The sequence below is a fragment of the Kutzneria chonburiensis genome (assembly GCF_028622115.1).
Taxonomy (GTDB): Bacteria; Actinomycetota; Actinomycetes; order Mycobacteriales; family Pseudonocardiaceae; genus Kutzneria; species Kutzneria chonburiensis.
Genome location: NZ_CP097263.1, coordinates 8915451 through 8929264 on the forward strand (window position 1 = coordinate 8915451; position 13814 = coordinate 8929264).

The 13814-nt window shown below is 69.4% G+C and carries 15 protein-coding genes; 9 read left to right on the forward strand and 6 right to left on the reverse strand.

Annotation, left to right across the window (positions count from 1 at the left end):
- Positions 1 to 52 precede the first annotated feature (52 nt).
- A complete protein-coding gene (locus tag M3Q35_RS41395; RefSeq protein ID WP_273938038.1) occupies positions 53 to 1018 on the forward strand; it encodes an ATP-binding cassette domain-containing protein in 966 nt (321 codons plus the stop codon).
- On the opposite strand, the gene M3Q35_RS41400 is transcribed toward M3Q35_RS41395, so the two are convergent.
- Positions 1000 to 2025, reverse strand: a complete 1026-nt coding sequence (locus M3Q35_RS41400; protein ID WP_273938039.1) for a YncE family protein — start codon at positions 2023 to 2025, stop codon at positions 1000 to 1002. The genes M3Q35_RS41395 and M3Q35_RS41400 overlap by 19 nt on opposite strands.
- Positions 2026 to 2122: 97 nt before the next feature.
- Between M3Q35_RS41400 and M3Q35_RS41405 the strand changes: the two genes are divergently transcribed.
- Positions 2123 to 3007, forward strand: coding sequence for a LysR family transcriptional regulator (locus M3Q35_RS41405; RefSeq protein ID WP_273938040.1), 885 nt, complete (start codon positions 2123 to 2125; stop codon positions 3005 to 3007).
- A gap of 62 nt (positions 3008 to 3069) precedes the next feature.
- On the opposite strand, the gene M3Q35_RS41410 is transcribed toward M3Q35_RS41405, so the two are convergent.
- Positions 3070 to 4422, reverse strand: coding sequence for a hypothetical protein (locus M3Q35_RS41410; protein ID WP_273938041.1), 1353 nt, complete (start codon positions 4420 to 4422; stop codon positions 3070 to 3072).
- A gap of 82 nt (positions 4423 to 4504) precedes the next feature.
- Complete coding sequence (locus M3Q35_RS41415; protein WP_273938042.1) at positions 4505 to 5461, reverse strand: helix-turn-helix transcriptional regulator; 957 nt, start codon at positions 5459 to 5461, stop codon at positions 4505 to 4507.
- Between the two features lie 54 nt (positions 5462 to 5515).
- Between M3Q35_RS41415 and M3Q35_RS41420 the strand changes: the two genes are divergently transcribed.
- A complete protein-coding gene (locus M3Q35_RS41420; protein WP_273938043.1) occupies positions 5516 to 6397 on the forward strand; it encodes a DNA-3-methyladenine glycosylase family protein in 882 nt (293 codons plus the stop codon).
- On the opposite strand, the gene M3Q35_RS41425 is transcribed toward M3Q35_RS41420, so the two are convergent.
- A complete protein-coding gene (locus tag M3Q35_RS41425; RefSeq protein ID WP_273938044.1) occupies positions 6392 to 7135 on the reverse strand; it encodes an IclR family transcriptional regulator in 744 nt (247 codons plus the stop codon). The genes M3Q35_RS41420 and M3Q35_RS41425 overlap by 6 nt on opposite strands.
- Positions 7136 to 7799: 664 nt before the next feature.
- Here M3Q35_RS41425 and M3Q35_RS41430 point away from each other — a divergent pair.
- The 4 genes from M3Q35_RS41430 to M3Q35_RS41445 are packed head-to-tail and all read left to right on the forward strand — an operon-like array spanning position 7800 to position 9970.
- Positions 7800 to 8243 carry a hypothetical protein gene (locus M3Q35_RS41430; RefSeq protein ID WP_273938045.1) on the forward strand — a complete coding sequence of 148 codons (444 nt, stop codon included), beginning with the start codon at positions 7800 to 7802 and terminating at the stop codon, positions 8241 to 8243.
- Positions 8240 to 8632, forward strand: coding sequence for a transcriptional regulator (locus M3Q35_RS41435; RefSeq protein ID WP_273938046.1), 393 nt, complete (start codon positions 8240 to 8242; stop codon positions 8630 to 8632). The genes M3Q35_RS41430 and M3Q35_RS41435 overlap by 4 nt, the downstream gene beginning before the upstream one ends.
- A complete protein-coding gene (locus M3Q35_RS41440) occupies positions 8625 to 9254 on the forward strand; it encodes an ABC transporter ATP-binding protein (RefSeq protein WP_273938047.1) in 630 nt (209 codons plus the stop codon). The genes M3Q35_RS41435 and M3Q35_RS41440 overlap by 8 nt, the downstream gene beginning before the upstream one ends.
- Positions 9251 to 9970: an ABC transporter permease gene (locus M3Q35_RS41445; protein WP_273938048.1), complete on the forward strand. Its 720-nt coding sequence runs from the start codon at positions 9251 to 9253 to the stop codon at positions 9968 to 9970. The genes M3Q35_RS41440 and M3Q35_RS41445 overlap by 4 nt, the downstream gene beginning before the upstream one ends.
- A gap of 3 nt (positions 9971 to 9973) precedes the next feature.
- Here M3Q35_RS41445 and M3Q35_RS41450 read toward each other — a convergent pair whose 3' ends face one another.
- Positions 9974 to 10903, reverse strand: coding sequence for a catalase family peroxidase (locus M3Q35_RS41450; protein WP_273938049.1), 930 nt, complete (start codon positions 10901 to 10903; stop codon positions 9974 to 9976).
- A gap of 140 nt (positions 10904 to 11043) precedes the next feature.
- On the opposite strand from M3Q35_RS41450, the gene M3Q35_RS41455 reads away from it, so the two are divergent.
- Together M3Q35_RS41455 and M3Q35_RS41460 are read left to right on the forward strand one after the other, a co-directional pair.
- Positions 11044 to 11976 carry an acyl-CoA desaturase gene (locus M3Q35_RS41455; RefSeq protein ID WP_273938050.1) on the forward strand — a complete coding sequence of 311 codons (933 nt, stop codon included), beginning with the start codon at positions 11044 to 11046 and terminating at the stop codon, positions 11974 to 11976.
- A 5-nt stretch (positions 11977 to 11981) separates the two neighbouring features.
- Positions 11982 to 13271, forward strand: coding sequence for a sensor histidine kinase (locus M3Q35_RS41460; RefSeq protein WP_273938051.1), 1290 nt, complete (start codon positions 11982 to 11984; stop codon positions 13269 to 13271).
- On the opposite strand, the gene M3Q35_RS41465 is transcribed toward M3Q35_RS41460, so the two are convergent.
- Positions 13215 to 13751, reverse strand: a complete 537-nt coding sequence (locus M3Q35_RS41465; RefSeq protein WP_273938052.1) for a DUF2165 domain-containing protein — start codon at positions 13749 to 13751, stop codon at positions 13215 to 13217. The genes M3Q35_RS41460 and M3Q35_RS41465 overlap by 57 nt on opposite strands.
- Between the last annotated feature and the right edge of the window lie 63 nt (positions 13752 to 13814).

Sequence of the window (13814 nt, forward strand, 5' to 3'; positions counted from 1 at the left end):
GGCGTCGACCCGGCGGGTATGTCCGCATGCTTGACTCGCGGTAGGTGTCCCCATGACTGCTGTTTCCCTTGCGCCTGCTCAGCTCGCGGTCCGTCCCGGTGACCGGGTCGGCGTCGTCGGCGAGCACCGATCTGCTCTGCTGCGCCAGCTGTCCGCCCCGGATCTGCTGACGCTCGACGATCCTGTCGACGTGCCGGACGGCGACCGGATGGTGGTGGCGACGCACGATCGACTGCTGCTCGATCGCTTCGCCACCAGCATCATCGAGGTCGACGGGCCGCGGATCACCCGCTACCGCCACGGTTATGCCGGCTACCTGGCCGAGAAGTGGTCCGCCCGCAAGCGTTGGGAGCGGGAGTACCTCGCCTGGGTCACGGCGATCGAACGCGGGGCCGACCACCTGTGGCACGACCCCGTGCCCCGGCCACCCGACCCGATGCGGTTCGAGACCCACAACTCCGGCGGTCTCGTCGCCAGCGGTCTGCCGAACGTCGGCCGGCTTCACCTCGAACCGGGATCTCGTTTGCTGGTGGACGGTTCCGGCGCATCGCAGCTGCTGTCCGTACTCGCCGGACAACGCCGGCCGGGCGCGGGTTCGATCGTCCGCAGTGGACGGATTGGGTACCTGCCGCGGGAATGCGTTGTGCGGACGCCGGATCGCTCCGTGCTGGCGATGTTCGCCCGTGGCCGGCAAGGCACGTTCGACGAGCACGCCGAACGGCTGCTGTCCCTGGGCCTGTTCGACGACACCGAGCTGTCAACGTCGGTCGGCGCACTGTCCCGGGATCGCCTGCGGCGCCTGGACCTTGCCCGACTGCTGGCGTCCTCAGTGGACGTTCTACTGCTCGACGAGCCGACGCTTGGTTTGCCGCCCGTGCTGGCCGAGGAGTTGGAGGTCGCCCTGGAGCACTACGCCGGGGCCGTGGTCGCCGTCTCCAGCGACCGCATGTTCCGGTCCCGCTGGACCGGGGCGAAGCTGACGCTGCGCCCCGGCTCCCGTCAGGCCGCTGGGATGTAGGCCAATCCGTGCGCGCCGGCGATGCCGCCGCGCGGGATGGCGAGGGTGTCCAGCACCGTCGGCCGGGTCGGCACGGCCAGGTCGACCACGGTCACCGTGGAGTCGAAAATGCCGGCCAGATAAGCCCGATCGCCCTCGGGCGAGGACGTCAGGGTGAGCGCGCCGGCGCCGGCCGGGGCCGAGCCGACCGGCTCGACGGTGGTCGGCGACGGCCCGGCCCACACCGTCAATCGGCCGTCGGACTGTTGGTTCGGGCCGAACGCGACGCCGTTCGGCCCGAGCTCGCCGGCCAGCAGCAGGCCGGTCGACGTCCAGTGCACCGGGATCACGAACCGTTCGGTCGGCAGCGTCCGCACGATCGTGCCGGTCCGGGTGTCGATCAACCGCACGCCCGGCTCCGCGCCGCGGGTACTGGCCTTCGGTGCGGCCACGGCGATCGTCGAGCCGTCGGGGCTGACCGCGATGCCCTCACTGCCCGGCACGGCGATCTTGTCCACCAGCGCGCCGGTGGCCAGTTCGACGACCGTGACGTACGGGGCTTCTTTGTTGGTGGCGTAGCCGAGGTCTCCGTTGATGGCGAACCAGTGCGGACCGGGGGCCAGCGTGTCGATCCGCCGCAGCACACGACGGCTGACCGTGTCCAGCACGACCACCCCGCCGGTGCCGGCCGGCCCGGCCTCGACGCTGACGTAGAGCAGTCGCCGGGCCGCGTCCAGCGCCAGCCCGTGCGGGCCGTGCTCGGGCGACAGGTCCAGCACCTCGATGATCTTCCCGCCGTCCGGGTCGATCACGGTGAGCTGGTGGTTGCGGCCGGCATTCTTGTCGTAGTAGCCGTCGTGATACGTGGTGGTGCAGTACAGCAGGCGATGCTCGGCGTCGAACAGCAGCTCGTGCGGCTGGGCCGGCACGGTCAGCACCGTCCGCGCGCCGTGGTCGACGGCGTCCAGCAGGGTGACGGTGGCGGCGCCCTGGCTGACCACCGCGAGTTGGTCACCGGTGTTCGGCATGGTGGCCCTCCTTCGTTGTCGTGCCACCAACGCTAGGAGCGCTCCGACCGGTCGTGCCACGCAAAGATGACAATGGATAGTTGCGTACGCTGCAACTATGGAACTCGACCTGAATCTGCTGCGCGTGTTCGACGCCCTGCTCCAGGACGGCAGCGTGACGGGCGCGGCTGAGCGCCTGCACCTGTCCATCCCGGCCACGAGCCGGGCGTTGGGCCGGCTGCGGCGGGCCATGGACGACCCGATCCTGGTGCGGGCCGGCCGTGGCATGGCCCCGACGCCGTTCGCGCTGCGCACCGCGCCTCGCGTGCGGTCACTGCTGGACGAGGCCGCCGCGCTGATCAGCGCCGACCGCGAGGTCTCGGTCGCCGACCTCAAGCGGACTTTCACCTTGCGTATCAACGATGGCGTGGCCGCCACGCTCGTCACGGCCGTGATGGACGCCGTCGCGGCCGTCGCGCCCGGTGTGGTGCTGCGTTTCGTCGCCGAGGGCAGCGAGAGCACCGAGGCCTTGCGTGACGGCTCGATCGACATCGACATCGGCGTGGTCGACGACATCGCCCCGGACATCCGCACTTTGGCCCTGTACCGGGAACATCTGGTCGGCGTCGTCCGGGCGGACAGCCCGCTGAGCCGACGGCCGACCCTGGCCCAGCTGTGCCGGCATCCGCACGTCTCGGCGTCACGTCGGGGCCGGTCCCGCGGACCGCTCGACGACGTGCTGGAAGCCGTTGGGCGGCAACGGCATGTCGCCGCCGTCGTGCCGACCTTCGTGGTGGCCCTGCATCTGGTGGCGTCGAGCGGGCTGATCGGCATGGTGCCGTCACGTCTGGCCGCCATGTATGGCGAAACCGTTGGCGTGCGGTCGTTTCCCATCCCCGGAGGGTTGCCGGAGGTGGAGGTCACCATGATGTGGCACGCCCGTCTGGACGCCGATCCCGCGCAGCGCTGGCTGCGCGACGTCATCCTCGGCGCAGTGTCCTGATGTCGCACATGCGCTTCCCACTTGCCGCGGAGACGCAAATGGGAAGCGCATGTGGCAGTGGATCAGATTGTCTTGAGCAGTGCGGCGCTACCGGCCGGCACGGTGATCGTCACCGTGTGGCCGTGCACGCCGACGAGCTTCGGCGCCGGGTGGAACGAGCCGCTCTTGTCCACACCCGAGCCGGCGATGGTGATCGCCGTCGAGTTCAGCGACGGCGCGGTCAGCACGTACTCGGTGGCCATCATCGCCGTCGAGCGCAGGGTCACCGTGAACGTCTGCGCCGAGGTGCCCTTGTTGTTGACGATGACGTTGTTGCCGATGCCCCAGGCCGTCACGTTGGTCGCGCCGGTGACGGTCGCCGGGTGCAGCGCGCCCGTGCCGGCCAGCGTCCACAGCAGTTCGCCGTAGAAATCGCCCTGCACGCCCACCGGGACCAGGCCGTCGTACTTGATCGGCGAGTAGTTCAGCGGCCACTGCGTCGAGGTGCCGCCGTGGAAGTTCACGCCGTCACCGTTGTGCGCCGCGATGCCGTACATGAAGTCCAGCGACCACAAGGAAGCCGCCTGCACGTTGCTCACGCCGGCGGTGCCGCCGTGGTAGTAGGAGTTGGCCTCGCTCATCCGCCACTGCGGGATCTGGTTGGCCGCCTTGGCGTTCTGCAGCGCGGTCTCGTCCTTCTCCTCGTAGCCCTTGCCGTTGGAGGCGAGCATGCCGTCGATGGTGCCGGTGGTCATGTCGCCGATGTAGCTGTGCATAGTGAGGATCTTCAGCCCGTTGGCCTTCTCCTTGGTGGAGAACGGGGTCAGCCACGCGTTCTGGCCGTTGGTCACGCCGGGACCGTCGAAGACGGCGCCCGGCACCTTGGCCTTGATGGCCGAGACGAAGGACTCGTACGAGGCCTCGTAGGCCGCCTCGGTGCGGTAGAAGTTCGGCTCGTTGCCGATCTCGAACGCGGTCAGGCTGTCGCCGAGCGCCTTGGCCGCCACCGCCGCCTCGTCGGCCGCGAGCGCCGGCGTGCCGGTCTTGAGGTTGAGGCCGTAGATCACGTGCCAGCCGGTCGCCTTGACGAAGCCGGCCAGTTTCTGCACGTCCGGCGGAGCCACCTCGGTGGCAGAGCCGCCGGCCCCGGTCGGGTTCCACGGCGTCAGGTCGACCAGGTTGGCCCCGATGCGCAGCGAGTTCGGGCCGAGCAGCCGGAACAGCCGCACCAGGTCGGTGTCCTTGGCGTCGAACATGCCCGCGCCGACGCGGTCCTTCTCATAGCTGAAGCCGGCGAAGTCCTGGCCGACGTGGCCGTTGGTGGCCTGGCCGACCGTCACCGCCGGCCCGGCCTTGGTCGCCGCCTGGGCCGCGGGCGCGGCCAGGCAGGTCACGGCCAGCGCCACCGAACCCAGCAGGGCTGGGAACCGGATCATGGGTACACCTCCGGAAGCGTCACTCTGGCGGAGGCAGCGGTAATCCTCGCAAGCTGAACCGATTCGGTCAACGGCTGGCCGGCTATCCGTCCGTGCCGGCAGCGCGGGCTGTCCTGGAGCTCAGCGTGCGGAGGTAGTCCCGCAGCTCGGCCGGCTGCTCCACGGTGAAGTCGCAGTCCAGCGTGAGCACCCGGAAGGCGATCCAGCGCACCGAGTCGGAGGTGGCGCGAAGTCGGCAGTTGGTGGCGTCCAACGCCACCAGGTCCGCTTTCGTGCCACCCATCCGGCGGCGGACCGCGTCGATCGGGGCGTGCAGCGTGATCACCGCCTGGTAGCCGGGGGAGCGGCCGAACAGCTTGCTCGACACGTAGGCCGCCGCGTCCTCGGCCGGTATGTCGCGAGGCGTGATCTTGGCCCCGGTCGGGCTCGGCTTCTCCAGCCGGTCCACGCGGAAGATCCGCCAGTCGGCCCGGTCCAGGTCCCACGCCACCAAGTACCACTTTCGTTGCGTGGCGACGAGCCGGTGCGGCTCCACGTGCCGGCCGACGTCCGGGTCCCCGTAGCGGAACCGCAGCCGCTCGCCGCTGGCGATGGCCGCCGAGATCGCGGCCAGGTCGTCCGGCTCGACCGTCGGCCCGTCGCTGCCGAGCAATGCCTGCGTCGCCAGACTCAGCGCCTCGACTCGCCGCCGTAGCCGGGAAGGCAGCACCTGGGACAGCTTGGCCAGCGCCCGTACCGAGGCCTCCTCGATGCCGTCCACCGCCTGGCCCGCCGCCGCGCGCAGGCCGACCGCGATCGCCACCGCCTCCTCGTCGTCCAGCAGCAGCGGCGGCATCGCCTGGCCGGCGGCCAGCCGGTAGCCACCCTCCGCCCCCATCGACGCCTGTACCGGGTAGTCCAGTTCCCGCAGCCGGTCGATGTCGCGGCGGATCGTGCGCGGGCTGACGCCCAGCCGTTCGGCCAGCTCGCGGCCCGACCACTCCCGGGGCATCTGGAGCAGCGACAGCAGCCTGAGCAGCCGGGCCGGCGTGTCCGTCATGCCGTCGACTATATGGGACAGGATCTGACCTACATGGCTCGTAGCGTGGTCGCCATGGACACCGGAACCTTGCCCGCCTGCCAGCCCTTCGACCTGCGCACCTCGATCCGTTTCCTCCAGGGCTTCGGCGCCTGCCGGGGCGACCAGGTGATGACCGAGGACAGCATCACCAAGGCCGTCGCCGTCGATGGCCAGGCGTACGTCTTCCACGTGACGCCCCACCCCGACGGCGTCGCCTACCAGCTGTTTTCCGACCGTCCCGGCACCGACACCGGGCCGGTCCTGCGCAAGATCAGCGACTACCTCAGCCTCTCCGACGACCTCGCCGACTTCTACGCCAAGGCCGCTTCCGACCACCCCGGCTACGCCCGCCTGGTCCAGGACATGCGGGGCCTGCACCACGTCCGCTTCCTCACGTTGGCCGAGGTCGGCGTGTGGGCCGTGCTGACCCAGCGCACCCCGCAGCCCGTTTCACTGAGCCACAAACGCCGGATCGTCGAGGAGTTCGGCCGTCGGATCTCCCACGACGGTTTGGAGTTCATCGCCTTCCCCGAGCTGACCGACCTCCACGGCGTTTCCGCCGCCGAGTGGGCCGCCCTCGTGCGCAACGAACGCAAGGGGCGCTACCTGGCCAACCTCGTCGCCGGTCTGCTCGACATCGGCGAGGACTATCTGCGCAGTGCAAGTTACATCCAGGCCGACCGTGCCCTGCGGGCCATCACCGGCGTCGGCGAGTTCTCCGCCGGCATGATCCTCTTGCGCGGCCTCGGCCGGATGGACCACGTCCCGCTCGACATGCCCGCTTTCGCCGAAGCCATCACCGAGGTCTACGGTCCCGGCTACGACCACCGGAAACTGCGCTCCCGCTACGGCGCCAACCTCGGTTATTGGGCCTACTACCTGCGTTCCGGGCTCGGCGCGTTGAGCCGGTCATAGCATTCTGGTCTGCCTGGAGATGCCGCTGGCCGCCGTGCGGACCGCGAAGGCCAGGCGGTCGATGTCGACCGACGCGGTGGTCACGATCGACACCGCCGCCACCACCTTGCTGCCCGCCGTCACCGGTGCGGCCACCGAGCACGCGCCCAGCGTCATTTCCTCGCGGGAGTAGGCCATCTGTTCGTCCCTTACCGTCTCCAGCGTGCTGGCCAGCCGGTTCGGCTCGATGATCGTGTACCGCGTGAAGCGCCGGAATCCCTTCTCCGCCAACGCTGTCAGCAGCTCCCCGCCGGCCGCCGCCAGCAGCACTTTGCCCACTCCCGTGGCATGTAACGGCAATCGTCCGCCGATGCGGGTCTTCGCCGCCGTCGATCCATTGCCGTTGATGTTCTCCACACACAGCGCCGTCCGGCCGTCCAGCACCGCCAGCTGCACGTTCTCCCTGGTCGCCTCCTGGAGATCTTGCATGTACGGCAGGGCAAGGTCCCGCAGGTTCCGGTAGCCGGGTGCCAGCGCCCCCAGCTTCCACATCCTTGACCCAACCCGATACCTGCCGTCCGGCAGCCTTTCCAGCCATCCGCCCGTGGTCAGCTCGGCCAGAAACCGGTGCGCCGTAGGCAATGGCAGTTCCGTCCGGGCCGCGATCTCCGTCAGCGACAGCGTCGGCGTCGCCGCGTCAAAGGTCGCCAGGACGCTGAGCAGCCTGCGCACCACGCTGCGCCGGGGCTCGTCCGCCATTTGCTCGACAGTCCTTTCACGGGCTGGAAGGCCGCTGTCGACCGTACTCGTGAGTCACCGCACTGTTCCACGTCTCCTTTCGCCCCATAGCGGCAAACGGCCCATCGCCCTCCTACCCCGCCCCCGCTCCGCCTCACCCCGCCTCGCCCCACCTGAGTGGCTCGCTTGGCTTCGGCACCCAAATGAGCCACTCACGTGCCCCGCCTGGAGTGGTTCGACTCCCACGTGAGTGGCTCGCTTGGCTTCGGCACCCAAATGAGCCACTCACGTGCCCCGCCTGGAGTGGTTCGACTCCCACGTGAGTGGCTCGCTTGGCTTCAGCGCCCAAATGAGCCACTCACGTGGCCCGCCCCGCGTTGCTCGACTCCCTACCTGAGTGGCTCACTTGGCGCTCAGTGCCAACTGAGCCACTCACGTGCGACTGCCCCGCCAAGCTCTTTGTCGTGCGAGGCACTTTGTGTTACAAAGTTGGCAGGCGATCGCGAGGGGGTGGGCAGATGGAGAGCGAAGGCGAGTTGTCGCCGGCGGAGTCGCTGGCGCTGATCGAGGGGCAGCGGGCCGAGCTGCGCCGGCGGCGGGGGTACGGCCGGAGCTGATCACGTTTGCCTGGGGACTGGCGTACCTGCTGGGCTTCGGCGGCTGGTATCTGGCGCTGCAAGGCGTCGTGCCGGCGGCCGTGGCCGGCGTGGTGCTCGGGGTCCTCGGCGCGATCGCGCTTGTGCTGCCGATCGTGCTGGGGGTGCGGGCCTCGAAGGGGATGCGCGGCCCGTCCCGCACGGTCGGCGCGATGTACGGAACGGCCTGGGGGCTGTCGTTCGCGGCGAACTCGGTCGTTCAGTCGGCATTGCAGGCGCAGCTGAAGCCGTCCTGGGAGGTCACGAGCCTGATGTGGGCGTCCAGCTCGCTGGCCGTGGCGGGCCTGATGTACCTGGCCGGCGCAATGCTGTGGCGGGACGTGCCGCAGTACGTCCTCGGCGTCTGGATGCTGATCTCGGCCGCCGGCAGCGTGCTGGCCGGCGTGCCGGGCAACTTCCTGGTGCTGGCCTTCGCCGGTGGCGGCGGCATGCTGGTGCTGTCGGCGTACTACACGATCCGGCTGCGCCGATGAGCGAGCCGTGGCCGGAGCTCGACCCGGTCATCCACGCCCAGGCGCGGCTGCGCGTGATGGTGGCGCTGTCCACGCTCGCGCCCGGTGACCGGCTGACTTTCCCGCGGCTGCAACAACTTCTGGACATGACTGCGGGCAATCTGTCCACGCACCTGCGCAAGCTGGAGGACGCGGCGTACGTGGAGATCAGCAAGACCCACGAGCGGCGCACGCCCGTGACCTATGTCGCCCTGACGCCCGCCGGCCGGCGGGCGTTCGAGGCCTACACCGAGGGGCTTCGTGCCCTGCTGGGACCGAGGGGGAACCACCGTGATCATCGAAGTCGAGGGTCTGAGAAAGCGTTACGGGCCAAGGAAAGCGGTCGATGGTGTCACGCTGTCGGTGCGTGAGGGGGAGTTCTTCGGCGTGCTCGGCCCGAACGGGGCCGGCAAGTCCACGCTGGTGGAGATCATCGAGGGCCTGCGTCCCGCCGACTCCGGCACCGTCCGGGTCCTCGGCCGGCCGTCCTGGCCCCGTGATCTGGATCTGTTGGCGCGCTTGGGTATTCAGACCCAGTCGTCCGCCTTCTTCACCCGCCACACCGCCCGTGAGCACCTGCGCCGAGTCGCCGCCCTGCACCGGGTCTCGAGCGTGAAAGCCGATGGGGTCCTGACCCTCGTCGGTCTCGACGACAGCGCCGACACCCGCGTCGAGAAGCTGTCCGGCGGTCAGCGTCAGCGGTTGGCCATCGCCTCCGCACTTACTCACGATCCCGAGCTGCTGTTCCTGGACGAGCCCACCGCTGCGCTGGACCCGTTGGCGCGCAAGCAACTCTGGGGGCTGCTCAAGAGCCTGTCCGATCGAACCGTCATCTACACCACGCATCATCTCGACGAGGCTGAGACCCTGTGCGACCGGGTTGCGATCATCCAACGTGGACAGATCGTTGCCGTCGACACTCCGGTGGGTCTGCGTGAGCGGACCGGCACCGCCACTCTGGAGGACGCCTACCTGGCGTTGGTGGCCGCATGAACGCCGCCGCCGGCGCGTACCTGCTGTCCATGGTGCGCAACAGGATCGCCCTGTTCTTCAGCTTTGCCTTCCCGCTGCTGTTCATCGTCCTTTTCGGACTCATGTTCGGCGGTCCCGGCCGTATGAACCAGCTCAGCGCCGGCGTGCTCGACTGGGCCATCGGCAACGCCGCGATGTTCGGTGTGGTCTACACCATCGTGCAGTGGCGCCGGGACGACCTGCTTCGCCTCGTCCGCACCACTCCCACGCCCATGACGTCCCTGCTCTCCGGCTGGTTCATCGTCACCGTCGCACTGGCCGTCGCTCAGGCCGTGCTCCTGCTCGGCGTTTCCCTGCTACCCGTGTTCGGTCTCACCATCACCACGCCGAGCGTCGTGCTGCTGCCGTTGGTGCTCATCGTCGGCTGCTCGACCTTCTTCGCCATGGGCATCCTCGTCGGCCGCTTGGCTCCCAACCCCGACGCTGTCGCCGCCATCGCCAACTGCGTCATGATCCCCATGGCCTTCTTGTCCGGCTCCTTCTATCCCTTGGAGTTGGCCCCGCACTGGCTCACCGTCGTCTCCAAGTTCCTGCCCTTGACCTACCTCAACGACGCCGTCCGGCAAACGCTTTCCGGCGGCTACGACCTCGCCCCGCCGTTGTCGGCCCTATTCGGCTTCGCCATCCTGTTCGGAGCCATCGGGCTGCGCACCTTCAAGTGGGCCGACAACGGCTAGCGATCACTCGCCGTGGGTGCGGCGGTCGTACGAGACCGAGTAGGCGGCATTGCGCAGCTGCGGGAGGGGGTCGTCGGAGAGCTCGATGCCCGGGGTGAGGTTGGTGGGGTCGAAGATCTGCGCGGCCCAGTGGTCCTGGTCGGAGACCTCGCCGGTCACGGTGAGGGTGCCGACCTCGATGGACGGCCGGTCGGACGGCCAGACCACGGTGGCGTCATGGGTGGGGTCGCTGGGGTCGGCCAAGGTGGCGTGCAAGGTGAACGACACGGGACCGTCGGCCAAGCGGGAAGTCAGCTCGCCGATGAGGAACTGCTCTTCCTCCCGAGCGATCTCGTCGGGGCCGAGGTTCTGCTCGCCGAGGGAGGGGACCCAACGGTAGCGAACGGCCTGGCGGTCGCCGTCGGCGTTGACCCACACGAAAGCGTGCAGGGCCTGGTAGCCGGTGGTGGCGAAGCTGGCCGGCACGCCCATCTCACCCAAGGCCTGGAAGGCGGGGATGGAGCTGGGGTTCGCGCCCAGGAAGGCCTGGAGGTTGACCTTGTCGCCGGTGCCGGCGTCCTTGTCGGCGGCCAGCGCCCGCACGAGGGCGAGGAACTGCTCGGGGGTGGCCACCAGGAACCGAGGAAGGTTCACGCCGATCAGATCCGTGAACGAGCCATCGGGCAGGGCGAACTTGACGGCCATGCCCCGCCCGCCGGGCTGGGTGTCGGGCATCGCGGGATTGCCGCTGCCGTTGGAGAAGCGCACGGTGGCCGACACGGGCGCGCCGGCCAGGTGAGCGGCGGTCGTGTACTTCGCGGCGTCGCCGGAGGGCGTGAAAGTGGCCACGAAGCAGGCCCCACGGGCATGCGCGCGACGGTAGCCGGCGTGCCGGCCGTCGAGGTGCTCCATGGTGTTCACGACCTGGACGGGCAGCGAGGTTTCAGCGGTCATCAGCCAGCGGTTCCAATCGGCGTGGTGGGGGGAGTCGACAGTAGGTCTAAGCCCACCACGAGTTCGGAGTCCAGGCATCCTGACCTGGGCTTCCCCACCCGGCAGTGTTTGGGACACATTCGAACTACCCGGAGGTTCCCGTGTCCACGACGCTGGCCAGGCCCGATATCGACCCCGAGCCGAAGGGCGCCCTGGAACGGACGCTGGTGGCGGTGTTCGTGGTCGTCCCATTGCTAGCACTGCTAGCGGCCATCCCGCTGGCCTGGGGCTGGGGCCTCGGCTGGCACGACATCGTGATCGCGGTGGTGTTCTACTTCGTGTCGGGCTTCGGCGTGACGGTTGGATTCCACCGGCTGTTCACGCACGGCTCGTTCCGCGCCAAACCGGCGCTGCGCACCGGACTGGCCATCGCCGGCAGCCTGGCACTGGAGATGGGCGTGATCGACTGGGTGGCCACGCACCGCCGCCACCACAAGTACGCGGACCGGGCCGGCGACCCGCACTCGCCGTGGCGGTTCGGCTCGGACTGGAAGGCGCTGACCAAGGGCCTGCTGCACGCCCACGTGGGCTGGCTCTTTGATCGTGAGCGGACCTCGGCCGAGCGGTTCTGCCCTGACCTGCTGGCCGATCCGGCGATCAAGAAGGTGAACCAGCGCTTCGAGCTGCTGGTCGCGGTGTCGCTGCTGGCCCCGGCGCTGGTTGGCGGCCTGTGGAGCATGTCGTGGCAGGGTGCCCTGACCGCCTTCTTCTGGGGCTCGCTGGTCCGCATCGCGCTGCTGCACCACGTCACCTGGTCGATCAACTCGATCTGCCACACCTTCGGCGACGAGGAGTTCGAGGTCCGCGACAAGTCACGCAACGTGGGCTGGCTGGCCGTGCTGAGCATGGGCGAGTCCTGGCACAACCTGCACCACAGCGACCCGAGCTGCGCCCGTCACGGCGCGCTGCCCGGACAGGTCGACCCCAGCGCCCGGGTCATCTGGATCTTCGAGAAGCTGGGCTGGGCCACGGACGTGAAATGGCCGGACGCCCGGCGTCTTGCGGCAAAGCGGCTGTCCACGGCCAAGGTATGAGGAGAATGTCGGTTGTGGCCCCACCGATCACCCTGGTGTCCCGCATGATGATGCGACTGCGACTCGTGCCGGTCGCGCTCGGCCTGGCGATCGCCAGCCAGCTGGGCGTGGCCGTGCTGGTCTTCGTGATCGTCGCCGCGGCCCTGATCCCGCTGTGGGTCGGCGTGCCGGCGGTGATCGCGGCGATGGCGCTGTGCCGCCGCTTCGCCGACGTGCACCGATCGGTCGCGGGCAGCCTGCTCGGCCGGGAGGTGCCCCGCCCGTACCGGCCGATCGCCCGCACCGACAACTGGGTGACCCGGTTCCGCATCGCCGCCGCCGACCCGGCCACCTGGCGCGACCTGTCCTGGCTGCTGGCCAACGCCGTCGTCGGCGTGCTGTGCAGCGCGATGGTGCTGGGGCTGCTGTTCGGCGGCCTGTTCTGGCTGACCATGCCCCTCTGGTACGGCCTGGTGCCGGAGGGCGTCGTCATCCAGTCGTTCGGCATCTGGGAGGTCCGCAATTTCGACGACAGCCTGTGGATGGTCCCGGCCGGCGTGGCCGAACTGATCTTCTGGGGCTGGCTGTCGCCCCGGCTGATGTGGCTCAACGCCGCCGTGACCGCCGGCCTGCTCGGGCCGACCGAGACCGCGGTGGCCAACACGCAGCTGACCACGCGGGTGGCCCAGCTGTCCGAATCGAGGGCGGTGTCGGTGGACACGCACGCGTCCGAGCTGCGGCGCATCGAGCGGGACCTGCACGACGGGGCGCAGGCCCGGCTGGTGGCGCTGGGCATGAGCCTGGGCATGGCCGAGGAGACGGTGGACGACAACCCGGAGCTGGCCAAGCAGCTGCTGGCCGAGGCCCGGGAGTCGACCAACACCGCGCTGGCCGAGCTGCGCGGCCTGGTCCGCGGCATCCTGCCGCCGGTGCTGGCCGACCGTGGCCTCGAGGGCGCGTTGCAGGCGTTGGCGCTGGCCAGCCCGCTGCCCGTGCAGGTGGCCATCGACCTGCCGGGACGCCCGCCGGAGCCGGTGGAGTCGGCGGTGTACTTCGCCATCGCCGAGGCGCTGACCAACACGGCCAAGCACGGCGCGGCCGACCACGCATGGCTGCGGCTGTCCTATTCGGACGGCCGGCTGGTCGCGGTGGTCGGGGACGACGGGCGTGGCGGCGCCGACGTCGAACCGGGTGGCGGCCTGCACGGTCTGGAGCGCCGGCTGGCCGCGTTCGACGGAGTGCTGCTGGTGACCAGCCCGCTAGGCGGCCCCACCGTCGTCTACCTGGAGGTCCCCTGCGCCCTCACGCCCCCGTGAGGCGACGAGGTGGGTCAGGATCAGGCCGATCGACGCGATGATCACGTTCTGCAGCGCCGCCGACAGGCCGTTCCACTTGGACGACTGCCACATCTGGAAGTACTCGCCGCCGATGGCGATGAAGCCGCCGCCGAACAGCATGGCCTCCATCAGCCAGCCCAGCGAGGACAGCCGCTTGGCCAGCTCACTGCCTCGGATCCAGGCCACGACCGCGGCGATCAGCGCGATCGCCGCCAGCCCCTCCCAGATGATGATCAGCACGTAGGCCGCGGTCACCAGGCCGGGGTTGGTGATGGCCCGCCACATCAGGTGCGGTGACTTGAAGGTCGTGTCCATCGCGAACACGTGCTGCACGAACGCGTAGTTCGTGTCGTAGTCCGTGATGTTGCCGATCGTGATCAACGCGAGCTGTAGCGCGCTGATCGCGGTGAGCACCCCGACGACCACACGCAGGCCGCCCAGTCTGGAGAGAAGACGCATGGCGGGGACTCTACGTGGGCTCTTCGTCACCCTGGGCAGGATTGGCCCACGTGGTCAAGTACG